Origin of the sequence: Streptomyces sp. NPDC053513, assembly GCF_044544765.1 — a bacterium.
Lineage (GTDB): Bacteria > Actinomycetota > Actinomycetes > Streptomycetales > Streptomycetaceae > Streptomyces > Streptomyces litmocidini.
The window spans coordinates 56513-80378 of the sequence record NZ_JBITXP010000001.1; the positions used below are offsets into that span (position 1 = coordinate 56513).

The 23866-nt window shown below is 71.2% G+C and carries 25 protein-coding genes; 16 read left to right on the top strand and 9 right to left on the bottom strand.

Going from position 1 to position 23866, the window contains the following annotated elements; translation table 11 throughout:
- Positions 1 to 4 precede the first annotated feature (4 nt).
- Complete coding sequence (locus ACIGW4_RS00235) at positions 5 to 1081, bottom strand: hypothetical protein (protein ID WP_399577426.1); 1077 nt, start codon at positions 1079 to 1081, stop codon at positions 5 to 7.
- 330 nt (positions 1082 to 1411) lie between these two features.
- Here ACIGW4_RS00235 and ACIGW4_RS00240 point away from each other — a divergent pair, with 330 nt between their 5' ends.
- The 12 genes from ACIGW4_RS00240 (at position 1412) to ACIGW4_RS00295 (ending at position 11593) form a co-directional block, all read left to right on the top strand.
- A complete protein-coding gene (locus ACIGW4_RS00240; protein WP_123456031.1) occupies positions 1412 to 1981 on the top strand; it encodes a GNAT family N-acetyltransferase in 570 nt (189 codons plus the stop codon).
- A gap of 152 nt (positions 1982 to 2133) precedes the next feature.
- Positions 2134 to 2217, top strand: coding sequence for a putative leader peptide (locus tag ACIGW4_RS00245; protein ID WP_356067285.1), 84 nt, complete (start codon positions 2134 to 2136; stop codon positions 2215 to 2217).
- A 136-nt stretch (positions 2218 to 2353) separates the two neighbouring features.
- A complete protein-coding gene (locus ACIGW4_RS00250; protein ID WP_399577428.1) occupies positions 2354 to 4051 on the top strand; it encodes a nitrite/sulfite reductase in 1698 nt (565 codons plus the stop codon).
- On the top strand, positions 4048 to 4227 hold the full coding sequence (locus ACIGW4_RS00255; protein ID WP_086825442.1) for a hypothetical protein: 180 nt from the start codon (positions 4048 to 4050) through the stop codon (positions 4225 to 4227). The genes ACIGW4_RS00250 and ACIGW4_RS00255 overlap by 4 nt, the downstream gene beginning before the upstream one ends.
- Positions 4224 to 4931, top strand: a complete 708-nt coding sequence (locus ACIGW4_RS00260; protein ID WP_041131841.1) for a phosphoadenylyl-sulfate reductase — start codon at positions 4224 to 4226, stop codon at positions 4929 to 4931. Before ACIGW4_RS00255 ends, ACIGW4_RS00260 begins: the two co-directional genes overlap by 4 nt.
- A complete protein-coding gene (gene cysC / locus ACIGW4_RS00265) occupies positions 4928 to 5494 on the top strand; it encodes an adenylyl-sulfate kinase (RefSeq protein WP_399577431.1) in 567 nt (188 codons plus the stop codon). Before ACIGW4_RS00260 ends, cysC begins: the two co-directional genes overlap by 4 nt.
- Entirely contained in the window at positions 5491 to 6426 is a 936-nt protein-coding gene (gene cysD / locus ACIGW4_RS00270) for a sulfate adenylyltransferase subunit CysD (protein WP_123456026.1), read from the top strand. The genes cysC and cysD overlap by 4 nt, the downstream gene beginning before the upstream one ends.
- Complete coding sequence (locus tag ACIGW4_RS00275) at positions 6427 to 7770, top strand: sulfate adenylyltransferase subunit 1 (RefSeq protein ID WP_123456025.1); 1344 nt, start codon at positions 6427 to 6429, stop codon at positions 7768 to 7770. It begins immediately after the preceding gene.
- A gap of 205 nt (positions 7771 to 7975) precedes the next feature.
- Positions 7976 to 9094 carry an aliphatic sulfonate ABC transporter substrate-binding protein gene (locus ACIGW4_RS00280; RefSeq protein WP_359590490.1) on the top strand — a complete coding sequence of 373 codons (1119 nt, stop codon included), beginning with the start codon at positions 7976 to 7978 and terminating at the stop codon, positions 9092 to 9094.
- A gap of 33 nt (positions 9095 to 9127) precedes the next feature.
- On the top strand, positions 9128 to 9922 hold the full coding sequence (locus tag ACIGW4_RS00285; protein WP_123456023.1) for an ABC transporter ATP-binding protein: 795 nt from the start codon (positions 9128 to 9130) through the stop codon (positions 9920 to 9922).
- A complete protein-coding gene (locus tag ACIGW4_RS00290) occupies positions 9909 to 10793 on the top strand; it encodes an ABC transporter permease (protein WP_399577435.1) in 885 nt (294 codons plus the stop codon). Before ACIGW4_RS00285 ends, ACIGW4_RS00290 begins: the two co-directional genes overlap by 14 nt.
- Before the next feature lie 2 nt (positions 10794 to 10795).
- Positions 10796 to 11593 (top strand): sirohydrochlorin chelatase, encoded by a 798-nt coding sequence (locus tag ACIGW4_RS00295; protein WP_399577437.1) that lies wholly within the window; start codon positions 10796 to 10798, stop codon positions 11591 to 11593.
- Between the two features lie 211 nt (positions 11594 to 11804).
- On the opposite strand, the gene ACIGW4_RS00300 is transcribed toward ACIGW4_RS00295, so the two are convergent.
- Positions 11805 to 13169, bottom strand: coding sequence for a glutamate decarboxylase (locus ACIGW4_RS00300; protein WP_398710443.1), 1365 nt, complete (start codon positions 13167 to 13169; stop codon positions 11805 to 11807).
- 560 nt (positions 13170 to 13729) lie between these two features.
- Between ACIGW4_RS00300 and ACIGW4_RS00305 the strand changes: the two genes are divergently transcribed.
- From ACIGW4_RS00305 to ACIGW4_RS00315, 3 genes are all read left to right on the top strand, one after another.
- Complete coding sequence (locus tag ACIGW4_RS00305) at positions 13730 to 14506, top strand: YhjD/YihY/BrkB family envelope integrity protein (protein WP_398710445.1); 777 nt, start codon at positions 13730 to 13732, stop codon at positions 14504 to 14506.
- Positions 14507 to 14571: 65 nt separating this feature from the next.
- Positions 14572 to 15078 carry a potassium channel family protein gene (locus ACIGW4_RS00310; protein WP_398710447.1) on the top strand — a complete coding sequence of 169 codons (507 nt, stop codon included), beginning with the start codon at positions 14572 to 14574 and terminating at the stop codon, positions 15076 to 15078.
- Positions 15079 to 15170: 92 nt separating this feature from the next.
- Positions 15171 to 15956 carry a hypothetical protein gene (locus tag ACIGW4_RS00315; protein ID WP_399577441.1) on the top strand — a complete coding sequence of 262 codons (786 nt, stop codon included), beginning with the start codon at positions 15171 to 15173 and terminating at the stop codon, positions 15954 to 15956.
- A gap of 125 nt (positions 15957 to 16081) precedes the next feature.
- Here the strand turns inward: ACIGW4_RS00315 and ACIGW4_RS00320 are convergent, their stop codons facing one another.
- The 7 genes from ACIGW4_RS00320 to ACIGW4_RS00350 all read right to left on the bottom strand — a co-directional run bounded on the left by ACIGW4_RS00320 (position 16082) and on the right by ACIGW4_RS00350 (position 22841).
- Complete coding sequence (locus ACIGW4_RS00320) at positions 16082 to 17179, bottom strand: FUSC family protein (RefSeq protein WP_399577443.1); 1098 nt, start codon at positions 17177 to 17179, stop codon at positions 16082 to 16084.
- A 525-nt stretch (positions 17180 to 17704) separates the two neighbouring features.
- Positions 17705 to 18277, bottom strand: coding sequence for a TIGR03086 family metal-binding protein (locus ACIGW4_RS00325; protein ID WP_399577446.1), 573 nt, complete (start codon positions 18275 to 18277; stop codon positions 17705 to 17707).
- A gap of 62 nt (positions 18278 to 18339) precedes the next feature.
- Complete coding sequence (locus tag ACIGW4_RS00330; RefSeq protein ID WP_398710454.1) at positions 18340 to 18990, bottom strand: DsbA family protein; 651 nt, start codon at positions 18988 to 18990, stop codon at positions 18340 to 18342.
- A gap of 74 nt (positions 18991 to 19064) precedes the next feature.
- Positions 19065 to 19625 (bottom strand): DUF1697 domain-containing protein, encoded by a 561-nt coding sequence (locus ACIGW4_RS00335; RefSeq protein ID WP_359590496.1) that lies wholly within the window; start codon positions 19623 to 19625, stop codon positions 19065 to 19067.
- A gap of 140 nt (positions 19626 to 19765) precedes the next feature.
- Positions 19766 to 21061 (bottom strand): ABC transporter substrate-binding protein, encoded by a 1296-nt coding sequence (locus tag ACIGW4_RS00340; protein WP_399577449.1) that lies wholly within the window; start codon positions 21059 to 21061, stop codon positions 19766 to 19768.
- Positions 21058 to 21900 carry a carbohydrate ABC transporter permease gene (locus ACIGW4_RS00345; protein WP_123456014.1) on the bottom strand — a complete coding sequence of 281 codons (843 nt, stop codon included), beginning with the start codon at positions 21898 to 21900 and terminating at the stop codon, positions 21058 to 21060. Before ACIGW4_RS00345 ends, ACIGW4_RS00340 begins: the two co-directional genes overlap by 4 nt.
- A complete protein-coding gene (locus tag ACIGW4_RS00350) occupies positions 21897 to 22841 on the bottom strand; it encodes a carbohydrate ABC transporter permease (RefSeq protein ID WP_398710459.1) in 945 nt (314 codons plus the stop codon). The genes ACIGW4_RS00345 and ACIGW4_RS00350 overlap by 4 nt, the downstream gene beginning before the upstream one ends.
- A gap of 142 nt (positions 22842 to 22983) precedes the next feature.
- Here ACIGW4_RS00350 and ACIGW4_RS00355 point away from each other — a divergent pair, with 142 nt between their 5' ends.
- Positions 22984 to 23841, top strand: coding sequence for a phosphotransferase enzyme family protein (locus tag ACIGW4_RS00355; protein ID WP_399577451.1), 858 nt, complete (start codon positions 22984 to 22986; stop codon positions 23839 to 23841).
- Positions 23842 to 23866 lie beyond the last annotated feature (25 nt).

Genomic DNA, 23866 nt, shown 5'->3' on the forward strand with positions numbered 1-23866 from the left:
CGCTCTAGGAGGCGAGCTTCCGGAAGAGGGCGCCGATCTCGGCCCGGTCCGCGACCAGCGGCAGGGTGTCGAAGTACAGCTCCCATTCCCCGCCGGGGCCGAAGCGCTCCACGATCCCGAAGGGGATGCCGGTGCCCTTGGCGCCGGAGGCGGTGCCGTGCCACTCGACGTAGGTCGTGGTCGTGCCCTCGGCGACCTGGCCGGCCTTGAGGTGGAGGTCGGCGGTGGCGAAGAGCCGCTCCAGGTAGGCGCGCTTGCCGGCCCCGGTGGTGAGCGGGGCGTCGAGCCCCGGGCCGGAGAGGCGCGCTCCCGCGGTACGGGCGAGCAGGGCGTCGACGTCCTCCGTGTTCCAGGCGGCGAGGCGGTCCGGGACCTCGGCGGCGCGGAGGCCCGCGGGGATGCCGCCGCCGGGCTCGTCGCCGCGCCGGCCGCTGTCGCCGCGCTCGCCGCCGCGCTCGCCGCTGTCGGTGATGCCCGCGAAGAGCGGGACCGGCGCGTCCCCGGGCAGGGTGTCCCGGAAGAGGACGGCCCGGTCGTAGTAGCGGCGGGCCTGGAGGGTGCGGCCCTCGTCGCCGAGGACGTTCCGGGCGATCTGGGGGTAGGCGACGGTGCGGCCCTTGAGGGTGACCTCGTTCCACTGGCCGAACATCACGGTGCTGCCGTCGGCGACGACGTTCGTGCCCCGGTAGGCGAGGCTCGGCGCGAGGACGAGGGAGCCGGTGATGGAGGTGCCGATCGCGGTGCGCCCGCGCTGCGGCTCGGCGCCGGCCTCCCAGAGGGTGGCGTCCGGGTCGAAGATGTCGAGGTAGGCCCGGACCCGGGGGTGGCCGAGGTCGCCGTACGCGGGCGGGGTCCCGGTCGGGAGCTTCCCGAAGGCGATCTGCCGCTCCATGAAGGCGCAGGCGTTGGGGGTGATCCGCCCCTCCAGCCGGTCGACCTCCGCCCGCGCCGCCGGGCAGTCGCTCCGGACGGCGTCCGTGCCCCCGCCCGGCTGTGCCTGTGCCGTCGTCACGGTGACCGCCGCCGCCACGACCGCGGTCGCCATCGCGATGCCCAGCAGACCACGCCGACCCGTACCCATGTTCTCGCCCTCTCGTCCGATCACCGGGCGGCCGCTGCCGTCCCGGTGCGATCACCCTGCCGGGGGCGGGGCCCGGCGGTCGATTACCTCCGAGGTCATGGGCGGCCCGGCTCGCGCGCGGCAGGGTGGCGGCCCGGTTCGCACGCGGCAGGGTGGCGGCTCGGTTCGCACGCGGCGGAGTGGCGGCCCGACTCGCGCGGCCGGAGGGGGCGGTCCGCTCCACCCGCGGCCGGGGGCGCGCGTCGCCCAGGGCTGTCCGTATGCCGGACGCCTTGTCCGCCGGCGCCGAACAGGGTGGGAATCCGGCGCTCCGCATGATGCGATGACCCCATGAGCATCACTCTCACCACCTGGTCCCTCGAACAGACCTCCCCGTCCGACCTCCGCCCCGCCACCCCGCCGGAGGGCGACGACGTGGAGATCCGGCGCGCCGAGGTGCCCTCGGCGGAGTTCAGCCGCTTCCTCTACACGGCGGTCGGCGGCGACATCCGCTGGTCCGACCGGCTGTCGCTGACGTACAAGCAGTGGCAGGAGATAGTGGAGAAGCCGGGCGCCGAGATCTGGGTGGCGTACGACAGGGGGACGCCGGCCGGGTACGTGGAGCTCGACCCCCAGGACGACGGTGTGGTGGAGATCGTCTACTTCGGCCTGATCCCGGCCTTCCGGGGCCGCCGGATCGGCGGCCACCTCCTCTCCTACGGAGCGGCGCGCGCCTGGGACCTGGCCGAGCGCTGGCCGGAGCGGGAGGCCACGAAGCGGGTGTGGCTGCACACCTGCTCGCTCGACGGCCCGCACGCCATGGCCAACTACGAGCGGCGCGGCTTCCGGCTCTTCGACACCAAGGTCGAGGAGGTCGAGGAGTCGGAGACCCCCGGTCCCTGGCCGGGCGCGCACGCCTGACGCCCTCGGGTGTTCTCGTGCGCTCGTGAAGGGGCCCCGAACAGGGCCCCTTTCGCGTGACCTGGAACACACCGTCTCGCTCTGCGGGACGACTATGTCCGAATGATGGACGATGCTGGACTGGGTCCAAAGTCCCGTGACACGCTTCCGTCATGCCTGGAACTGGAATTGCCTTGGTGAGTCGGCGGCACGTCGACCTCGGCCGCATGTCCAGCGCCATCTGTTCGGCGCGCTGAGAGAACCAGCACCGCCGCCATCTCCTCATCGCCCGACTCTGCCCCACCCTGCTGCGCACTGACGCGCCACCCTCTGACCTGAGCGCGAGTGTGCAGGTCAGAGCCGCCCTCTCGCAGTCCCGAAGGACAAGACGCCATGGCCGCCACCCCGGAAAACCCCACTCCCGCCGCCGCCCGCCGCAAGGCCGGGCGCCACCGTGGCGAGGGTCAGTGGGCCGTGGGGCACTTCACCCCCCTGAACGGCAATGAGCAGTTCAAGAAGGACGACGACGGTCTCAACGTGCGGACACGTATTGAGACGGTCTACTCGAAGCGCGGCTTCGACTCCATCGACCCCAACGACCTGCGCGGACGCATGCGCTGGTGGGGCCTCTACACCCAGCGCAAGCAGGGCCTGGACGGCACCAAGACGGGCGTGCTGGAGCCGGAGGAGCTGGACGACGAGTACTTCATGCTCCGGGTCCGCATCGACGGCGGCCGGCTGACCACCGAGCAGCTCCGGGTGATCGGCGAGATCTCCGAGGAGTTCGCCCGCGGCACCGCCGACATCACGGACCGGCAGAACGTCCAGTACCACTGGATCCGCATCGAGGACGTTCCCGAGATCTGGAACCGCCTGGAGGCGGTCGGCCTGTCGACCACCGAGGCCTGCGGTGACACCCCGCGTGTCATCCTCGGCTCCCCCGTGGCCGGCATCGCCGCCGACGAGATCATCGACGGCACCCCCGCCATCGACGAGATCCAGCGCCGGATCGTCGGCAACAAGGACTTCTCCAACCTGCCCCGCAAGTTCAAGTCCGCGGTCTCCGGCTCGCCGCTCCTCGACGTGGCGCACGAGATCAACGACATCGCCTTCGTCGGCGTGGAGCACCCGGAGCACGGCCCCGGCTTCGACCTCTGGGTCGGCGGCGGTCTGTCCACCAACCCGAAGCTCGGCGTCCGCCTGGGCACCTGGGTCTCCCTCGACGAGGTCCCCGACGTCTACGAGGGCGTCATCTCGATCTTCCGCGACTACGGCTACCGCCGGCTGCGCAACCGCGCCCGCCTGAAGTTCCTCGTCGCCGACTGGGGCCCGGAGAAGTTCCGCCGGGTCCTGGAGGACGAGTACCTGAAGCGCAAGCTGACGGACGGCCCCGCCCCCGAGCAGCCCGCGGGCCAGTGGCGCGACCACATGGGCGTGCACGAGCAGCGGGACGGCCGCTTCTACATCGGCTTCGCCCCGCGCGTGGGTCGGGTCGACGGCGCCACCCTGACCAAGATCGCCGACCTGGCCGAGCGGCACGGCTCCGGCCGGGTGCGGACCACCGCCGACCAGAAGATGCTCCTGCTCGACATCGAGCAGGACCAGGTCGACTCGGCGGTCGCCGCCCTGGAGTCGCTCGACCTGCGGGTGAACCCGACCCCGTTCCGGCGCGGCACGATGGCCTGCACCGGCATCGAGTTCTGCAAGCTCGCGATCGTCGAGACGAAGGGCCGCGGCTCCTCGCTCATCGACGAACTGGAGCGCCGTCTCCCGGAGTTCGACGAGCCGCTGACGATCAACATCAACGGCTGCCCGAACGCCTGCGCCCGCATCCAGGTCGCGGACATCGGCCTCAAGGGCCAGCTGGTCCTGGACGACGAGGGCAACCGCGTCGAGGGCTACCAGGTGCACCTGGGCGGCGCGCTCGGCCTGGAGGCCGGCTTCGGCCGCAAGGTCCGCGGCCTCAAGGTCACGGCGGCCGAGCTCCCGGACTACGTGGAGCGGGTCCTCAAGCGCTTCCAGGCGGAGCGCGAGACCGGCGAGCGCTTCGCGACCTGGGCGGCCCGCGCCTCCGAGGAGGCCCTCTCATGAGCGAGCGTGCGGCCCCCTTCTTCTGCCCCTACTGCGGGGACGAGGACCTGCGTCCGAACGAGCAGGGCCACGGCGCGTGGGAATGCGCCGCGTGCAGTCGAGCCTTCCAGCTGAAGTTCCTGGGGCTCCTCGCCCCGGCGACTTCGGGCAACACCACTGGAAGGAAAGACATATGACGGTCACTCAGGACACGACCGCGGCCGACCTGAAGGCACTCGCCGAGCAGGCCGGCCGTGATCTGGAGGACGCCTCCGCGCTGGAGATCCTCCGCTGGGCCGTGGACACCTTCGGCGACCGCTTCTGCGTGACCTCCTCCATGGAGGACGCGGTCGTCGCCCACCTCGCCTCCCGCGTGAAGCCCGGCGTGGACGTCGTCTTCCTCGACACGGGCTACCACTTCGAGGAGACCATCGGCACCCGGGACGCCGTGGACGCCGTCATGGACGTCAACGTCATCACCCTGACCCCGCGTCAGACCGTGGCCGAGCAGGACGCCGAGTACGGTCCGAAGCTCCACGACCGCGACCCGGACCTGTGCTGCGCGCTGCGCAAGGTCAAGCCGCTGGAGGAGGGCCTCACCGCGTACGGCGCGTGGGCCACCGGCCTGCGCCGCGACGAGTCCCCGACCCGGGCGAACACCCCGGTCGTCGGCTGGGACGAGAAGCGGCAGAAGGTCAAGGTCTCCCCCATCGCCCGCTGGACGCAGGACGACGTCGACGCGTACGTCACGGAGCACGGTGTCCTCACCAACCCGCTCCTCATGGACGGGTACGCCTCCGTCGGCTGCGCCCCCTGCACCCGCCGCGTCCTGGAGGGCGAGGACGCCCGCGCCGGACGCTGGGCGGGCCGCGCCAAGACCGAGTGCGGGCTGCACGGATGACGAACCCTCAGAGACTTCAGGAGAACCACGTGACCGGTGCCACCATCTGGCTCACCGGCCTGCCGAGCGCCGGAAAGACCACCATCGCGTACGAGCTGGCCGGTCGCCTCCGCGACGAGGGCCACCGCGTCGAGATCCTCGACGGCGACGAGATCCGCGAGTTCCTCTCCGCGGGCCTCGGCTTCAGCCGCGAGGACCGCCACACCAACGTGCAGCGGATCGGCTTCGTCGCCGAGCTGCTCGCCTCGCACGGCGTGAAGGTCCTGGTCCCGGTCATCGCCCCGTACAACGACAGCCGCGAGGCGGTCCGCAAGCGGCACCAGGCCGAGGGCACCGCCTTCGTCGAGGTCCACGTGGCCACCCCGGTCGAGGTCTGCTCCGTCCGTGACGTGAAGGGCCTCTACGCCAAGCAGGCCGCGGGCGAGATCAGCGGCCTCACCGGCGTCGACGACCCGTACGAGGCGCCCGAGAGCCCCGATCTGCGGATCGAGTCGCAGAACCAGACCGTGCAGGAGTCCGCGGCGCAGCTCCACGCGCTGCTCACCGAGAGGGGTCTGCTGTGACCACCGTTGCCCATACTCACGACACCACGGACAGTCCGTTCGCGCTGTCGCACCTCGACTCCCTGGAGTCCGAGGCCGTCCACATCTTCCGCGAGGTGGCGGGCGAGTTCGAGCGGCCGGTGATCCTCTTCTCCGGCGGCAAGGACTCCATCGTCATGCTGCACCTGGCGCTGAAGGCCTTCGCCCCCGCGCCGGTCCCCTTCACGCTGCTGCACGTCGACACCGGGCACAACTTCCCCGAGGTCATCGAGTACCGCGACCGGGTCGTGGCCCAGCACGGGCTGCGGCTGCACGTGGCCTCCGTGCAGGAGTACATCGACGCCGGCAAGCTCCGCGAGCGTCCCGACGGCACCCGCAATCCGCTGCAGACCGTCCCGCTGACCGAGGCGATCCAGCAGCACCGCTTCGACGCCGTCTTCGGCGGCGGCCGCCGCGACGAGGAGAAGGCCCGCGCCAAGGAGCGGGTGTTCTCGCTGCGCGACGAGTTCTCGCAGTGGGACCCGCGCCGCCAGCGCCCCGAGCTGTGGCAGCTCTACAACGGCCGGCACGCCCCCGGCGAGCACGTCCGGGTCTTCCCGCTCTCCAACTGGACCGAGCTGGACGTCTGGCAGTACATCCAGCGGGAGAAGATCGAGCTCCCCGAGATCTACTTCGCCCACGAGCGCGAGGTGTTCGCCCGCAACGGCATGTGGCTCACCGCCGGCGAGTGGGGCGGCCCGAAGGAGTCGGAGACGGTCGAGACGCGGCTGATCCGCTACCGCACCGTCGGCGACATGTCCTGCACCGGCGCCGTCGACTCCGACGCCACCACGCTGGACGCCGTCATCGCCGAGATCGCCGCCTCCCGCCTCACCGAGCGGGGCGCCACCCGGGCCGACGACAAGCTGTCCGAGGCCGCGATGGAAGACCGCAAGCGCGAAGGGTACTTCTAAATGAGCACGTCCACCGAGCAGCTGTCCGACCAGCTGGCGGCCACCACCCTGCTGCGTTTCGCCACCGCCGGCTCCGTCGACGACGGCAAGTCCACCCTGGTGGGCCGACTGCTGCACGACTCCAAGTCGGTCCTCGCCGACCAGCTGGAGGCCGTGGAGCACGCCTCGCGCTCCCGCGGCCAGGAGGCCCCGGACCTGGCGCTGCTGACCGACGGCCTGCGGGCCGAGCGCGAGCAGGGCATCACGATCGACGTGGCCTACCGCTACTTCGCGACGCCCCGCCGCCGCTTCATCCTCGCCGACACCCCCGGGCACGTGCAGTACACCCGGAACATGGTCACCGGCGCCTCCACCGCCGAACTGGCCGTGGTCCTGGTCGACGCCCGCAACGGCGTCGTCGAGCAGACCCGCCGGCACGCCGCCGTCGCCGCGCTGCTCCGCGTCCCGCACGTGGTCCTCGCCGTGAACAAGATGGACCTGGTCGACTACCGGGAGTCCGTCTTCGCCGCGATCGCCGAGGAGTTCACGACGTACGCCTCCGAGCTCGGCGTCCCGGAGATCACCGCGATCCCGATCTCCGCGCTCGCCGGCGACAACGTGGTGGAGCCGTCCGCCAACATGGACTGGTACGGCGGCCCGACGGTCCTGGAGCACCTGGAGACCGTCCCGGTCAGCCACGACCTGACGGCCTGCCACGCCCGGTTCCCCGTGCAGTACGTGATCCGCCCGCAGACCGCCGAGCACCCCGACTACCGGGGCTACGCCGGCCAGATCGCCGCCGGTGCCTTCCGGGTCGGCGAGGAGATCACCGTCCTGCCGTCGGGGAAGAAGTCGACGATCACCGCGATCGACGCGCTGGGCGAGTCCGTGGACATCGCCTGGGCCCCGCAGTCGGTGACGATCCGGCTCGCCGACGACATCGACATCTCGCGCGGCGACCTGCTCGCGCCGAGCGGCGACGCCCCGGCCACCAGCCAGGACGTCGAGGCGACGGTCTGCCACGTGGCGGACCAGCCGCTCGCCGTCGGCCAGCGGGTCCTGCTGAAGCACACCACGCGCACGGTCAAGGCGATCGTCAAGGACATCCCCTCGCGGCTGACCCTCGACGACCTCTCCCAGCACCCGAACCCCGGGCAGCTGGTCGCCAACGACATCGGCCGGGTCGTGGTCCGCACCGCCGAGCCGCTCGCGCTCGACGCGTACGCGGACTCCCGTCGTACGGGATCGTTCCTGCTGATCGACCCCGCGGACGGCACCACGCTCGCGGCCGGCATGGCGGGCGAGTCCTTCGCCACGACCAAGGCCGTCGCCGCGGTCGACGAGGAAGAAGGGTGGGATTTCTGAGATGAGACAGAACGTCTACGCCACCTTCGCGAAGGAGGGCGGCCGGGTCGGCTCCGGCGCCCTCGGTGCGGGCATGGGAGGTGTCGCGCGATGTGCGTGCTGACCTCCGTGCGCCGCGCGAGCGGTGCGACACGGCTCCACCCGCTCCACCCCGAACGACATAGACGCAGACTTCGCTGAGAAGTTGAACCGAGGGGAACCACCCGTGCCTGCCACCACCCGTACCACCCTGCGCCGCGGCCTGGCCGCCGCCGCCGCCCTGCCGCTGCTGATCGGCGCGCTCGCCTCCTGCGGCTACGGCTCCGAGGCCAAGAACGACGACGACGCCACGAAGAAGGTGGCCTCCGAGGGCGAGAAGCTCTCCGCCGACACCGTACGGCTCGGGTACTTCCCCAACCTGACGCACGCCACCGCGCTCGTCGGTGACCAGGAGGGCATCCTCCAGAAGGAGCTGGGTGGCACCAAGCTGGTCCCCACCACCTTCAACGCGGGCCCGTCCGAGATCGAGGCGCTGAACGCCGGCTCGATCGACATCGGCTTCATCGGCCCCTCGCCGTCCATCAACGGCTACGTCAAGACCAAGGGCACCAACCTCCGCATCATCGGCGGTGCCGCCTCCGGTGGCGTGAAGCTCGTGGTGAACCCGGCGAAGATCAAGACCCTGGACGACCTCAAGGGCAAGAAGATCGCCACCCCGCAGCTCGGCAACACCCAGGACGTGGCCTTCCTCAACTGGATCTCCGAGAAGGGCTGGAAGGTCGACGCCCAGAGCGGCAAGGGCGACGTCTCCGTGGTCCGCACGGACAACAAGGTGACCCCGAACGCCTACGCCTCCGGCGCCATCGACGGCGCCTGGGTGCCCGAGCCGACCGCTTCGAAGCTGGTCAGCGAGGGCGCGAAGGTGCTGCTCGACGAGTCCGACCTGTGGCCGGACAAGAAGTTCGTCATCACGAACATCATCGTGTCGCAGAAGTTCCTCAAGGAGCACCCGGACGTCGTCGAGGCGTTCCTGCGCGGCTCGGTGAAGACCAACGAGTGGATCAACGCCAACCAGGACAAGGCGAAGGCCTCGGCCAACGCCAAGCTGAAGGACCTCTCGGGCAAGGCCCTGGGCGCCAAGGTGATCGACGCCGCGTGGCCGTCCATCCAGTTCACCAACGACCCGCTGGCGGCCACCCTGCAGGCCCAGGCCGACCACGCGGTGAAGGCCGGTCTCCTGAAGCAGCCCGAACTGTCCGGCATCTACGACCTGAAGCCGCTCAACAAGGTCCTGAAGGCCGCGGGTCAGCCCGAGGTCTCCGACGCCGGTCTCGGCGCGAAGTAACAGTCCGCAGCTGATCCCCAGGAGGTGACGACCATGGCCACGACCACGACGCTCGCCAAGGCCGAGGACCGTGCGGCGGTGACCCATGCCGCCCGCATCGAGCACGTCTCCAAGTCCTTCGGCGGACCCGCCGGCGGGCAGCTCGTCCTCGACGACATCTCGCTCGATGTCGCCCCCGGCGAGTTCGTCACCCTCCTGGGCGCCTCGGGCTGCGGCAAGTCCACCCTGCTCAACCTGGTCGCCGGGCTCGACCGGCCGTCCGCGGGGTCCATCGAGACCCCCGGCGGCCGGCCGGCCCTGATGTTCCAGGAGCACGCCCTCTTCCCGTGGCTCACCGCGGGCAAGAACATCGAACTCGCCCTGCGGCTGCGCGGGGTGCCCAAGGCCGAGCGCCGGGACGAGGCCGAGCGCCTGCTCTCCCTCGTCCGGCTCGGCGGCTCGTACGGCAAGCGGGTCCACGAGCTGTCCGGCGGCATGCGGCAGCGGGTCGCGCTGGCCCGCGCGCTCGCCCAGGACAGCGACCTGCTCCTGATGGACGAGCCGTTCGCCGCGCTCGACGCCATCACCCGGGACGTGCTGCACGACGAACTGACCCGCATCTGGCGGGAGACGAAGCTGTCGGTGCTCTTCGTCACCCACAACGTGCGCGAGGCCGTGCGGCTGGCCGAGCGCGTCGTCCTCCTCTCGTCCCGGCCCGGCCGGATCGCGCACGAGTGGGCCATCGACATCCCTCAGCCGCGCCGCATCGAGGACTCCGCCGTCGCGGAGCTGTCCCTCGAGATCACCGAACACCTCCGTGGGGAGATCCGCCGCCATGGCCAGCACTGACATCAGTCCGCACACGGACGACCTCGCCGGTCTCGAAGCCGGTCTGGACGCCCTCGACACCGTGAACGTCGACCGGACCCCGGTCCGCCAGGTGCTGGTCAAGAAGGTGCTCCCGCCGGTCGTCGCCGTCGTGCTCGTCCTGGTGGTGTGGCAGCTCCTGGTGTCCTTCAAGGTCACCGACGAGTACAAGCTCCCGGCGCCGTCCGCCGTGTGGGACAGCCTGACGGTGATGTGGCGGGAGGGGACGCTGTTCAGCGTCCTGTGGACCAGCGTGTCCCGGGCCCTGTACGGGTTCGTCCTGGCGCTCGCGATCGGCACCCCGCTGGGCCTGCTCGTCTCCCGCGTGAAGTTCGTGCGCGCGGCGATCGGCCCGATCCTCGCGGGGCTCCAGTCGCTGCCCTCGGTGGCCTGGGTGGCGCCGGCCGTCCTGTGGCTCGGCCTCAACGACAGCATGATGTACGCGGTGATCCTGCTCGGCGCGGTCCCATCGATCGCCAACGGCCTCGTCGCCGGCGTCGACCAGGTCCCGCCGCTCTTCCTGCGGGCGGGCCAGACGCTCGGCGCGCGGGGCATCAAGGGCGCCTGGTACATCGTGATGCCGGCGGCGCTCCCCGGCTACCTGGCCGGCCTCAAGCAGGGCTGGGCGTTCTCCTGGCGTTCGCTGATGGCCGCGGAGATCATCGCCTCCTCGCCGGACCTGGGCCTCGGCCTCGGCCAGCTCCTGGAGAACGGCCGCAACAACATCGACATGGCCGGGATCTTCCTGGCGATCATCCTGATCCTGATCGTCGGCATCGCCATCGACCTGCTCGTCTTCAGCCCGCTGGAGCGAGCGGTCCTGCGCCGCCGCGGCCTGCTCACGAAGGCCTGACCATGAACCGCCCCGCCCTCCCGTCGCCCACCACCGCCCTTGCGAGGAAGCGCTCCGCGCCTGTCCTGTTCGTCGTCGCCCACGGCAGCCGCGACCCGCGGCACGCGGCGACCGTCCAGGAGCTGGTGCGCCGGGCCGGTGCGCTGCGGCCGGGGCTGCGCGTGGAGACGGCGTTCCTGGACTTCAACCTGCCGTCGGTGCCGGGGGCCCTGGACCGCCTGGCCGCCGACGGGGTGCGGGACGTGGTGGCCCTGCCACTGCTCCTCACCCGGGCCTTCCACGCGAAGGCCGACATCCCCGCCGTGCTCCGCCAGGCGCCCCCGTCCCTGAGCATCCGCCAGGCGGAGGTCCTCGGCCCGTCGCCGCTGCTGCTCGCGGCGGTGGAGCGGCGGTTGTACGAGGCGGGCCTCACGCCCGCCGACAAGCCCACGACCGGGGTCGTCCTGGCCTCGGCGGGCTCCACGGACCCGGAGGCGATCGCGGTGATCGCAGAAACGGCGCGGGAGCTGCGGCGCACCGGTTGGTGCTCCGTGCGGCCCGCGTTCGCCTCCGCATCTCTTCCCCGCACGGAGGACGCCGTCCGCGCCCTGCGCACGGACCCGGCCGTCCGCCGGGTGGCGGTGTCCCCGTACGTGATCGCCCCGGGCCGCCTCCCGGACCGCATCGCGGCGGGCGCGACCGAGGCCGAGGCCGACGTCCTGGCGGACGTCCTGGGCGCCTCTCCCGAACTGGCGAGCCTGCTCCTGGAGCGGTACGACGGGGCGCGCGCGGCCCACCGGCCGGTCGCCAGGACCGCTTAGGCGTGTGACTGCCGCGGCTTGATCACAGCGGGGTCTGGGTCTTCTGCTCGAGGCGCTCGTAGGTGGACACGAACTCCGTTCGGCGCTCGTGTCCATATTCGACCGGTACAGGCCGACGAGCCGCTCTTGCACCGGACGACGGTGCCGCGCATCCGGCAGGGGTTGTGCGGGGCTGCCGGAGAACTGACGAAAACCGATTCGTCACCGTGCGTCAGTAGCCGGTGCCGCGTTTGACCTGGGTGCGCTCGATGCTGTGGGTCGCTCCCTTGTCGTCCAGCGTGCGGCATGCGTCGGCGATGTCCTGGGTCAGGCGGTCGATCTGTTCGCGGCTCAGGGTCTCCTTGGCCAGGGCACGCAGGATCTTCACCCGTTCCGCGTTGGGCGGGAGGGTGTAGGCCGGCACCATCCAGCCCCTCTCGGCCGAGAGCTGCCAGGCGATGTCGGACTCGTCGTAGGCGTGCTCGCCGGCGAGGCGGAAAGCGACCAGCGGCAGCTGCTCGAGGTCGCTCCCGATCACTTCGAAGCGGCCACTGCTGCGCAGGTTGTCCGCCAGTGCGCGGGCGTTCTCCTGCATCGCCTTCATGACGTAGGTGTAGCCCTGGCGACCGAGCCGCACGAAGTTGTAGTACTGCGCGAGCACCATGGAGGCACCGGTGGAGAAGTTCAGCGTGAACGTCGCGTCGGTCTTGCCCAGGTAGTTCTCGTAGAAGACGAGGTCCTTGGCGAGGTCGGCCTCTTCGCGGAAGACAAGCCATCCGATTCCGGGGTAGACCAGTCCGTATTTGTGTCCGGAGACGTTGATCGAACGGACCTGTTCCAGCCGGAAGTCCCATTTCGAGTCCGGGTAGAGGAAAGGCCACACGAATGCGCCGCTGGCGCCGTCGACATGGATCGGAATGTCGAGGTCCCGCTTTTCGCGGACGTCCCGCAGGAGCTTGTCGATCCCGACGACATCGTCCTTGTGGCCGGTGAACGTGGTGCCGAGGACGGCGACGACGCCGATCGTGTTCTCGTCGAGGTGGGGCTCCACGTCCTCCGGGCCGATCGTGTACTTGTCCTCTGCGAGCGGGACGATCCTGGGCTCGACGTCGAAGTAGCGGCAGAACTTCTCCCACACGACGTGGACGTCACCGCCGAAAACCAGGTTGGGTCGGTCGATCGAGAGGCCGGCTGCCTGGCGGCGCTCGCGCCACTTCCACTTCAGGGACAGCGCGCCGAGCATGATCGCCTCGGATGAGCCCTGGGTCCGGCATCCGGTCGTCCGGCCGGGCGCGTGGAAGAGGTCGGCGAGCATGCGTACGCAGCGCTGCTCGATCTCGGCGGAAATGGGATACTCCGCATGGTCGATGAAATTGCGGTGAAGGTTCTCGGCGATCAGCCGTTGGGCCTCCGGCTCCATCCACGTGGTGACGAACGTGGCGAGGTTGCGCTGCGGGTCGCCCTCCATGGCGAGATCCACATCCACGAGCCTCATTGCGTCCGTCGCGGCCATGCCCTCCTCGGGGAAGGTCTCGGACGGAGCGGGAACCGTCAGGAATCGGTTGCCGAACAGAGCCGCGTCATCGCGCTTGGTCATGCCCCGAATTCAACAGCTTCGGAGCCCGCCGCAGTCGAGGGACACACCGCGAGGCCGACGAGGTCGGCGACACCAGGCTTTGCCCGGCCTCAAGGAAGGGATTGCAAAAGAAACGGCTCTGTTCCACGTCCGGTAATGACGGAAGGCGGTGTCAGGGCATCGTCGTCATCGACCCCGGCATTGCCTGTCCCCTGTCGTGCGACGACAGGGATCGTCCAGCTGTCCGGTGCCTGTGTGCATCGGGGTGCGTCCGGCCGAACCGCCCCCACGCATGATCGGCCGCGAAGTTCCCAGATCTGACATGGCCTGGCAGCCGTGCGACGGTGGATGGAGGACCGCGGCCCGGGCACGCGTGTCGCTGCCGCGTGAGAGATCCCCTGACCGTGCTGATCAGTGGAGGACGGGCCATGCGGGCGAGGGACGAAGCACCGGGCAGATCCCGGGACGAACACGCGACACGGCGGGACGGGACGGGGGCCCGTAAGCGGCTCGGCCGGGAGGCGGCCGAGCGGGGGGCTCGGCACACCAGGCGGGCGACCGAATGGGGCAGGGCGAAGTACGTGGGGTCGTGGGCCGAGGACCTGTGGCGGCGGCTGGACGCGTTCGACTTCCTCAACCAGGCCATGCTGCTCGCCGCCACGCTCCTGCTGTGCGCGGTCCCGTTCCTGCTCATCGCATCCGCCCTGGCCGGACGGTCGGCGGTGTCGGGGCTGTCGCTCCGGCTGGGGCTGAACGGGCAGGCCGCCACCGACGTGAGTGACCTGTTCACCTCCGACGCGGCCACCTCGGCGGCGGTCACCGGCCTGTCATGGGTGTTCTTCGTCCTGAGCGGAATCGCCGTCGCAAGTTCGCTCCAGAAGCTCTACCAGCAGATGTTCCAGCTCCGTCCGCGTGGGGCGCGGGACCGGCTGCGGGCACTGGTCTGGCTCGTCCTGGTCGTGGGCTGGACCGCCCTGGGCACCGCCACGGGGCCGGGGTTCTACGAGAAGGCGCCGGTCCTGTGGTGGATCATCATTGTTCCCGCGTTCATCGCGTTCTGGTGGTTCACGATGTGGTTCCTGCTTGCGGGGCGCGTCGCCTGGCGCAAGCTGCTGCCGTGCGCGGTGGCCACCGGTTCGTTCTGGATCGGCATGTTGATCGTCTTCCATTTCGTCTTCTCCGGCATGGTCACCGGATACGACGAGAAGTACGGGCCGATCGGCGTGGTCTTCGCCCTCATGTCGTTCTTCATCGCGATCGGAGTGGTGATCACCCTCGGCGCGGCCACGGGCATGATGTGGCAGGACCGCCACATGTCCTTCCGGGCAGCGCTCACGAAGATGAGGCGGTCGTCGTGACTCCCGGCAGTGACGGTGTGAACCAGAACCGGCACAGACCCTCGATCCGAAGGATCGTCTGGACCGTGGCCCGCGTGGTCGGCTCGGCCACCGCCCTGGTCGCCGTCTACTACCTGCTGCCCCTGGACCACTCGTCCGTAGCGGCCACCCTCACCATGCTGCTCGTCGGGCTGGCGGGGTTCGTCGCCCTCCTCGCCGTCCAGGTCCACTCGATCCTGCGCGCCCGGGACCCGGGCCTTCGGGCCGTCGAAGCCATGTCCACCAGCATCCCGTTCTTCCTGCTGCTGTTCTCCGCGAGCTACGTCGCACTGGCCGCGCTCTCGCCCACGAGTTTCGGCGAGCCGCTGTCCCACAGCGACGCCCTCTACTTCACCGTCACCGTGTTCTCGACCGTCGGATTCGGCGACATCACCGCCAAGACCGAGGCCGCGCGGCTCGTGGTGACCGTCCAGATGCTCGCCGACCTGGTGATTCTCGGCCTCGCCCTCAAGATCATCGTGGGTGCGGTCCGCCGGGGCCGGCAGCGCAGGGCCGATACGGACCGTACTCGGAGCGGAGGCCACGGACGATGACGACGAACGGGTCCAACAGGCGGGAGCCTCCTGCCCCCAGGGAGCACCGGAGCGACCGGAGCGCCCTCCCAACAGGGGCGTTCGTCGACCACGTGCGCGCGGACGGGGCCGTGGTCCGGTGGGAACCGCGGCGTCACCGCAAGCATCAGCGGCCCGCCGCCGGGTCGACCTGGTGGGCGCCCGCCGCCCGCGGCTGGTGGATCGCGGTGCTGTTCGCCATCGGGTCGCTGCTGTTCGCCGTCGGCTCGGTGCCCGGCTACACCGAGGCGGTCGGGGCGCACCGGGACACGGTCACGTACTTCGTCGGATCCCTGTTCTTCACCGCGGCGTCGTACCTCTCCTACCGCGAGGCGGTCGACGCGGCCCCGCCGGCACTCGACCCCACGCCGCGGCGGCTCCTCGTCTGCCGGCCACGACGGATCGACTGGTGGGCCACCGCGATCCAGCTGGTCGGCACCCTGTACTTCAACGTCAGCACCGGCGTCGCCATGGGAGGCAACCTGGCCGCGACCACCGCCCACCAGCACATCTGGCGCCCCGATGCCATCGGCTCGGTGTGCTTCCTCGTCTCCAGTCTCCTCGCCTGGTACGAGACCTGTCACGGCTGGACCGCCTGGCGGCCGGCGTCGTGGGCCTGGTGGATCACCCTGGCCAACCTCGTCGGGTCCGTGGCCTTCGGCATCTCCGCCGTGGCCGGCTACATCGACCCGGTCACCGGCCAGGTGCACAACGCGACCGGAGCCGACACGACGACCCTGATCGGCGCGGCCTGCTTCCTCGTCGGCTCCGTACTGCTCCTGCCCGAGCGCACCGAGGAAATCCGCGATCAGGCAGCCTCACCTGGAGCGACGCCATCCCGGGTTCCCCGCGGGCGATGAGGGCGACCACTGCTCCACGCACCGCGCCATGCCCGTGCCGGGTGCCGCCCTCGGCCGTGGGGAACGCAGGCGCGGGCGGGAGGCGGCTCGCTCATCATGCAGCCGCCTCGCGGCGCACACCGAGGTCAACGCTGCCCGGCGCGCCCGGCGGGAGCCGCGGCCCGGGGCGGTCGATCGTCGGCTGATGTGCGCTTGGCGAGGAGTCCGGCCAGGTACGTCACCACGACCGCGATCCCGACCCCGGCGAAGGTGAAGCCGATCCGCCGTGCTTCCTCCGCCAGATCCGTCGGATGCGGCAGCCCCTCCGCGATCAGCACGGTTCCGGCCACGGCCGCGATGTACCAGGTGTAGTTCACGGCACGGATCGCCCCGGCGAGGCCGCCGAGAACCACGATGATCGCTCCCATCGCGACCTTGTTGTCGACTCCCAGCAGGACCACCGCCGCCAGAACGGCACCGATCACCGTCCCGGTCAGGCGCTGCGCCGCCACCAGCGCCGACTGGCCCAGGCTCGGCTTCATCGCGACCAGCGCGGCGACCGGCATCCAGTCGGCGTTCGGGACGTCCAGCCCGAACGCGATCGCCACCGCGGCCGCCACGGCGACGGCGCGGATCATCGCGTACATGATCACCTTGCGGCTCAGCGGCATCGGTGTCGTGTCGCCGGGGAGCAGTTCCGCGCCGGTCTGCTGCCGCCCGGAGCGTCCGCCGGCGAGCCACATGAGACCGATGTACCCGATCATCAGGGCCGACCCGATCAGCCAGGCGAGGGCCTGCGGCCAGGCGCTGGTGTGCACCCCGTCCGCCCGGTACGCGCCCGGCAGGGCGAGCGCGATGAGGAACCAGACGTTCAGCAGCAACGCGGCGACGAACCGGTGCGTGCCGTACGTCACGGCCAAGCCGGCCAGGACGGTGACCAGGAACGCGGCCAGCACCACCCATCCCCACGCCTGTGCCCCCAGCCAGTAGCCCAGCGCGGTCAGCAAGGCACCGGAGAGGGCGATGACGGCCAGCCGCGGGGCGCGGTAGGAGTACCGGCCGCCCGGGTCGCACAAGCCGGTGAACAACGCCCCCAGCGCCACGCTGACGAAGTACTTCTCCTCGCGCAGAGCGCCCAGGACGACCAGCGGGAGCAGCATCACCAGCAGAATCGAGACGCCCCGCCGCAGGTTGAACCCCTGCGGGTTGATCTTGAAGATCGCCGAGGCTTCGAACCCGGCCATCACCGCCACCTCCGACCCGGGATCGGCCAGTGGCCCGGACTGCCCGGACCGACCCCGGCGGGGCCGGCCCTACGGCAAAACGAGCCCTCACTACGAGAGTCCCCGCCCGGACCGCAGCCCGCGACCGCGACGGGACACCCGAGGCGAGCGGTGTAAAACTGCCGGACGTCGGTTACACATGGGTCTCCGAACAGACGGAGATCTGCCATGCCCCCTTCGTCGCACCAGCAGCGGGACCGTCAGGCCCAGCATCGTCTGGCGGTCCTGCGCCACGCTGCGGCCTCACGGAACAGCCACCGGCCGCGGCGCCGGTCACCGCACCCCTGCCCCAGCGGCGGCGCCGGGCGAAGTACTACCAGTTCACCGCCATCGACGACACCGGCGTCTTCGACGACAAGCCGAGAGAGCGGGAGGACTACGACGACTACCACCGCCCCCACGGCGCCCTCGGCGGACAGACCCCCTACGAGCGCCTCGAGCAGAAGACCCAGACCCCGCTGTGATCAAGCCGCGGCAGTCACACACCTAGCCCTTCGGGTTCCGCCCGCTGGCGGCGAGGGCGCGGTCGAGTGCCGGGGCGTCGTCCGGTACGTCGACGACCGCGGCGAAGCCCTCGTACCGGCGGTACATCTCCGCGTACCGTTCGACCACGTCGAGCAGGAACACCGCCGTGGCCTCGGGCAGGGTGAAGTCCTGTCCGGTGGAGCGGGCCAGGTCCCAGCCGTGCAGGGCGAGTTCCTCGACGAGCATGGCGGCGATCTCGGCGGCCGGCACGGGGCTGCCGCTCATGTCGACGTCCCCCTCCCAGGCCTCCGGCCTCTCCCAGGCGGCCAGGGCCCGGTCGAGCTGCGCCGCGTACGCCTCGGCCCAGCCGTCCTCGCCGGCGAAGTCCCGCTGGACGGTCTCCTCGGGGAGCTGGGTGCGCAGGGCGCGGTGCTCCAGGCCGTGCGAGGTGTAGAGGACCAGGTGGTTGGCGAGTTCGCGGACCGTCCAGCCGTCGCAGAGGGAGGGGGCGGCGAGGTGGTCGTCGCGGACGCCGCGGGCGACCCGGCGGGCCTCGGCGGCGCAGACGGTGAGGTGGGTGTGGATCTCGTTCATGCCGTCGACCGTACGGAACGCTCCCGCACCCGGTCTTGAACTTTCGCGACAGGGTGTCCCCGTCAGCCGAAGTCCAGGCCGCCCGTGCGGGTGCGCTTGAGTTCGAAGAGGTCCGGGTCGGACGCGAGGACCCGGAAGCTGTCGAAGAGTGCCGCGGCGCGCTCGCCGCGCGGGATCGCCCGCAGGACCGGGCCGAACCAGACGGTGCCGTCGACGTGGAGGGTGGGCGTGCCGACGTACGCGCCCGCCTCGGGGTCCTTGCCCGCCTCGTGGCTGCGGCGGACGGCCTCGTCGTGGGCGGGATCGTGGGCGGCGGCGGCGAGTTCCGGCGGGAGGCCGACCTCGGTGAGCGATTCGGCGACGACGGCGTCGAAGTCCTTCTGCTTCTTCTCGTGGATGCGGGTGCCGTACGCGGTGTAGAGCGGCCGCAGGATCTCCTCGCCGTGCTGTTCGGCGGCGGCCGCCGCGACCCGGACGGGGCCGATGGAGGCGTCGACGAGTTCGCGGTACCAGTCGGGCAGGGTGTTGCCCTCGTTGTGGAGGTACAGGCTCATGACCTTGAAGCGGAGGTCGATGTCCCGGTGGCGTTCGACCTCCAGGATCCAGCGGGAGGTGATCCAGGCGAAGGGGCAGGCGGGGTCGAAGTAGAAGTCGACGGCGGGGCGGCCGGCGGCGGCGGTGGTCTCGGTGGGCGTGGTCCCGGTGCTCGTCATGACCTCGAATCTAGTGAGGTGATGGCCCGGTGCCACGGGCCATTGCACAACCGTCCGACTGGGCCACTTCGGGGTCAGTCCTCCCGTGTCATCTCGATGAGCTTGAGCACGGTGTTCCAGTTCCGGGCGGTGGCGACGAGGCCCTTCACGACGGACGGCCGGGAGACCGCCTCGCCCAGCCTGGAGTTCCCGAGGCCCTCGGGGGTGTAGAGGTAGAGCACGCGGTCGCCGAGGGCGAAGTCCTCGGGCAGGAAGGCCTGGCGGTCGATCGCGGCGAAGCGCTCGGGGTCGGCGGGCCCGGAGTAGTAGACGGCGTGGAGCTGCTTGCCCTGGAGTTCGGCGGCCGGGAAGGGGCAGGCGTCGGCGACGGCGGCGAGGTAGTCGCCGTCGCGGACGAGACAGTCGACGCGGAAGCCGAAGCGTTCCTCGATCGCGTCCTCCAGCGCGGTCCCGAGTCCGTCCTCGCCGGCGCCGGAGTCGGTGGTGAAGACCGCGTTGCCGCTCTGGAGGTAGGTGCGGACGTCCGTGTGCCCGAGGCCTTCGAGGAGGTTCCGGAGCTCCGCCATGGGGACCTTCCGGCGTCCGCTCACGTTGATGCCGCGGAGCAGGGCGGCGTAGGTCTTCGCGTTCGTCATGGGGGTCAATCTAGGGGGCCACCGCGCCTCGTGGGGGGCGGCACGGTGGCCGGTTCGAACACTGTCCGATGGCGGGGGCGCGGAGAAGACCCTTCACCCATCTGTGACTTTTTCAACAAGGTTTCGTAATGACGAATCCATCATTTCCGTTGATAGCGGGCGAGGACCCGGTTGCCGTCCTCGACCAGTCGCCTGCGCAGCTCCGCGCCGTCGATGGCGCCGCTGTAGTACTCCTGGAAGGCCGGGGTCGCCACCTTGTCCTTCCACTCGGGGTAGCCGCGTACGGACTGCGCGGGGGCGGGCCGCAGCCACCGGGCCACCGCCGCTCCGGTCGCCCAGCCGTCCTTCGCGGTGTGCAGGGAGGGGTCGGCGAGCGCGGCGGTGCCGGTCGGCAGCATCCAGTCGCCGCGCGCGAGCCGCACCATGTTCGCCGGGCGCAGGAAGAAGTCGAGGAACGCGGCCGCCTCCTTCTTGTGCGGGCTGTCCTCGGCGATCGACAGGGTCTGCGGGGAGACGCCCTGGGCGAGTCCCTCGGCGCCGGCGGGCGCGGGCAGCACGGTCCACTCGAAGCCCTTCGGTGCCTGCTGCGCGATCTGCTGCCGGTAGGCGAAGCCCAGGGGGACCATGGCGTACTTGCCGGCGAAGAAGCCGGGGAGGGTGTCGGAGCCGCCGCTGCCGAGCGTGGTGCGCGGGGCGGTCCGGTCGGTGACGACCTGGTCGTGGACGGTGCCGGGGACGATGCCGTCGGCCTCGGTGAAGTCGAGGGTGACCCGGCCGTCCGGACCCCGGTGGAAGAGCCGGCCGCCGGCCGAGACGCCGAGGTTGAGGCTGACGGAGACGGGTTCCCTGAGCGGCCAGGCGACCGCGTGGCGGCCGGGGCCCATGGTCCGCGTGAGGTCCTGGGCGATCTGCCGGAACTCGGTCCAGCTCCAGGGTTTCCCGGGGGTGGGGACGCGGACGCCGGAGGACTCCAGGATCTTCCGGTTGGCGATGATGACGCGGGGTTCCTGGAGGAAGGGCACGCCGTACACGCCCTCGCCGAAGGTGGTGGTCTCCCAGCCGGCGGCGGGGATGTCGGCGCGCAGCCGCTCGGACAGCAGCGGGCGGAGGTCGGCGAGCCGGCCGCCGTAGGCGAAGTCGGCCAGGTCGTCGGAGGCGTCGTGGATGATGTCGGGCGCCTCGCCGCCCTCGAAGGAGGTGAGGAGCTGGTCGTGCACGGAGTCCCAGCTGCCCTGGACGTACTCGACCTGGATGCCGGGGTGGCCGGCGTTCCACTCGTCCACCAGCCGCCGGTTGGCCTCGACGGACTCCTCCTGCCAGGCGAGGGACTGGAACCGGAGCCGTACGACACCGTCGCCGGGGCCGTCGCCGCCGCCGGCGCATCCGGTGAGGAGGAGGGCGAGCGCGGCGGTGAGGGCGAAGATCCGTCGTCTCATGACTTCACCGCCCCGGCGAGCGTCCCGCCCGCGATCCGTTTCTGGAGGACTCCGAAGACGACGAGGGAGGGCAGGGTCGCGAGGAAGGCGGCGGCCGCCAGCGGGCCGAGGTCGGCGACGCCCTCGGCGCCGAGGAAGTGGGTGAGGACGACCGGGAGGGTCTGCTTCCCGGGGGACTTGAGCAGGACGAGCGCGAAGAAGAACTCGTTCCAGGCGGTGACGAAGGCGAAGAGGGCGGTGGCGACGACGCCCGGGGCGAGCAGCGGCGCGACGACCGAGACGAGGGTGCGGATCCGGCCGGCGCCGTCGACGGCGGCGGCCTCCTCCAGTTCGGCCGGGACGGCCCTGACGTACCCCATGAGCATCCAGAGGGCGAAGGGCAGCGACCAGACCACGTAGACCAGGACGAGGCCGACGACGCTGTTGACGAGGTGCAGGTTCTTGAGGACGAGGAAGAGCGGGATGATCACGAGGACGAAGGGGAAGGCCTGGCTGATCACCACCCAGCCGGTGGCGGCGCCGGAGAGTCGGCCCCGGTGACGGGCCGTCACGTAGGCGAGCGGGGTGGCGATGCCCACCGCGACGACGGCGGCGGAGACGGCCGCGAGGAGGCTGTTCGCGGCGGCCCTCAGCAGCGGCTGCTCGTCGAAGGCCTGCCGGAAGTTGTCGAGGGTGGGGTCCTTCGGGATCCAGGTGGGGTGGAGCGAGGCCAGTTCGGGTGCGGGCTTGAAGGCGGTGGAGACCAGCCAGAGGAAGGGGAAGGCGAGGAAGACCAGGTACGCGAGGAGGGCCAGGTACTGGCCCGCTCGCGCGGGCCCGCTCGTCCGCAGGGCGCTCACCGGTCCTGGTCCCCTTTCAGACGGCGTACGAGGGAGAGGGCGATGAGCACCGAGACGGCGGCGACCATCACGCAGCCCATGGCGGAGGCATAGCCGAACTGCCCGTAGCGGAAGGCCTCTTCGTAGGCGAAGAGCATGGGGAGCCGGGTCCGGCCGCCCGGTCCGCCGCTGGTCAGGACGTAGACCAGGGCGAAGGAGTTGAAGTTCCAGATGAGGTTGAGGGCGGTGACGGCGAGGGCGACCGGCCGCAGCGCGGGCCAGGTGACGGCGCGGAAGCGGCGCCAGGCACCGGCGCCGTCGAGGGCGGCGGCCTCGTGGAGTTCGCGCGGGGTGTTCTGGAGGCCGGCGAGCAGGGCGACGGTGGTCTGCGGCATCCCGGCCCAGACGCCGACGACGATGACGGCGGGGAGGGCGGTGGCGAGCCCGGAGAGCCAGTCGTGGCCCTCGCCGAGGCCCAGGTTCCGGAGGGTCTCGTCGAGGATGCCGGCGTCGGGGTTGTAGACGAGCCGCCACATGATGCCGACGACGACCTCCGGCATCGCCCAGGGAATGACGGCGAGGGCCCGGGCCGGCCCGCGGAGGCGGAGGTCCTGGTCGAGCAGCAGGGCCAGGCCGAGGGCGAGGAGGAACTGCGGGACGGTGACCCCGACGGCCCAGACCACGCCGATGCGGAAGGACTCCCAGAAGAGCGTGTCGTGCAGCAGGTCCTGGAAGTTGAGGGTGCCGATCCAGCGGGTGGCCTGGGTGCGGCCGGACTGGGCGTCGGTGAAGGCGAGCGCGATGCCGTAGAGGAGCGGGCCGACGCTGAGGACCAGGATCGGCAGGAGCGCGGGGAGGACCAGGAACCAGGCGCCGGGGTCCGGGCCGCGTGGCCGTGTCCCGGGGGCGGCGTCCGCGGCGCGCGCGCCGCCGGGCCGCTTCGTCGCGGTCACCGAGCTCACGATCGGACCTCCCTCTGCTGCTGACGCCGCCGTGGGAACCCCGTCATGGTGCTGACGGGGTGGGGGGCCGTCAAGCCGCCCTGCGGGACGAGCCCCGCGGATGGGAGACTTTGGCTCGAACGCACAGGTGAGGGAGAGGTCGATGGACGAGGCGCGGGCACGGGAGATCCTGGCCGGGGCGGGGCTGCCGGTGGCGGGGGCGCGGCTGCTCGCCCTCGGGGAGAACGCGGTCTTCGCCCTGGGCGATCTGGTGGCGAAGGTCGGCCGGGACGCGGAGCTGGTCGCGCGGGCCGAGCGGGAGCTCGCGCTGGCCTCCTGGCTGGAAACCGCGGGTGTTCCGGCCGTCCGGGCCGCCGAGGAGAAGCCCCGGCTCGTGGACGGCCACCCGGTGACGCTCTGGCACCGGCTGCCGGACGCGGTGCGGCCGACGGAGCCCCGCGACCTGGCGCCGCTCCTCCGAGCCGTCCACGCGCTGCCGGAACCGGCCGGTCTCGCGCTCCCCCGTCGTGAGCTGCTCGGCGGGGTCGAGCGGTGGCTGCGGCTCGCGGGGGACGCGATCGCTCCGGCGGACGCGGCGTTCCTGCGGGAGCGGCGCGACTCCTTCGCCCCGGCGGCGGCCGCGCTCGTCCCGCACCTGACCCCGGGTCCGATCCACGGGGACGCCCTCCCCCGGAACGTGCACGTGGGCCCCGACGGCCCGGTCCTGGTGGACCTGGAGACCTTCTCCTCGGACCTGCGCGAGCACGACCTCGTGGTCCTCGCCCTCTCCCGGGACCGGTACGGCCTGGACCCGGCGGCGTACGAGGCCTTCACCGAGGCGTACGGCTGGGACGTCCGGGAGTGGGAGGGGTGCGCCGTGCTGCGCGGGGCGCGGGAGACCGCGAGCTGCGCGTGGGTGGCCCAGCACGCGCCCTCGAACCCGAAGGCGCTCGCCGAGTTCGAGCGGCGGGTGGCCTCGCTGCGGGACGGCGACCCCGAGGTGCGCTGGTACCCGTTCTGACATCATGTTCCCCGTCGAACCGGCC

Coding starts and splice junctions, on each gene's coding strand:
- ACIGW4_RS00355 (WP_399577451.1), top strand. CDS start 22,984: ATGGACGAGGCGCGGGCACGGGAGATCCTGGCCGGGGCGGGGCTGCCG.
- ACIGW4_RS00340 (WP_399577449.1), bottom strand. CDS start 21,061: ATGAGACGACGGATCTTCGCCCTCACCGCCGCGCTCGCCCTCCTCCTC.
- ACIGW4_RS00285 (WP_123456023.1), top strand. CDS start 9,128: ATGGCCACGACCACGACGCTCGCCAAGGCCGAGGACCGTGCGGCGGTG.
- ACIGW4_RS00250 (WP_399577428.1), top strand. CDS start 2,354: ATGGCCGCCACCCCGGAAAACCCCACTCCCGCCGCCGCCCGCCGCAAG.
- ACIGW4_RS00260 (WP_041131841.1), top strand. CDS start 4,224: ATGACGGTCACTCAGGACACGACCGCGGCCGACCTGAAGGCACTCGCC.
- ACIGW4_RS00300 (WP_398710443.1), bottom strand. CDS start 13,169: ATGACCAAGCGCGATGACGCGGCTCTGTTCGGCAACCGATTCCTGACG.
- ACIGW4_RS00320 (WP_399577443.1), bottom strand. CDS start 17,179: ATGGCCGGGTTCGAAGCCTCGGCGATCTTCAAGATCAACCCGCAGGGG.
- ACIGW4_RS00245 (WP_356067285.1), top strand. CDS start 2,134: ATGCCTGGAACTGGAATTGCCTTGGTGAGTCGGCGGCACGTCGACCTC.
- ACIGW4_RS00240 (WP_123456031.1), top strand. CDS start 1,412: ATGAGCATCACTCTCACCACCTGGTCCCTCGAACAGACCTCCCCGTCC.
- ACIGW4_RS00325 (WP_399577446.1), bottom strand. CDS start 18,277: ATGAACGAGATCCACACCCACCTCACCGTCTGCGCCGCCGAGGCCCGC.
- ACIGW4_RS00330 (WP_398710454.1), bottom strand. CDS start 18,990: ATGACGAGCACCGGGACCACGCCCACCGAGACCACCGCCGCCGCCGGC.
- ACIGW4_RS00235 (WP_399577426.1), bottom strand. CDS start 1,081: ATGGGTACGGGTCGGCGTGGTCTGCTGGGCATCGCGATGGCGACCGCG.
- cysC (WP_399577431.1), top strand. CDS start 4,928: ATGACGAACCCTCAGAGACTTCAGGAGAACCACGTGACCGGTGCCACC.
- ACIGW4_RS00335 (WP_359590496.1), bottom strand. CDS start 19,625: ATGACGAACGCGAAGACCTACGCCGCCCTGCTCCGCGGCATCAACGTG.
- ACIGW4_RS00255 (WP_086825442.1), top strand. CDS start 4,048: ATGAGCGAGCGTGCGGCCCCCTTCTTCTGCCCCTACTGCGGGGACGAG.
- ACIGW4_RS00295 (WP_399577437.1), top strand. CDS start 10,796: ATGAACCGCCCCGCCCTCCCGTCGCCCACCACCGCCCTTGCGAGGAAG.
- ACIGW4_RS00275 (WP_123456025.1), top strand. CDS start 6,427: ATGAGCACGTCCACCGAGCAGCTGTCCGACCAGCTGGCGGCCACCACC.
- ACIGW4_RS00290 (WP_399577435.1), top strand. CDS start 9,909: ATGGCCAGCACTGACATCAGTCCGCACACGGACGACCTCGCCGGTCTC.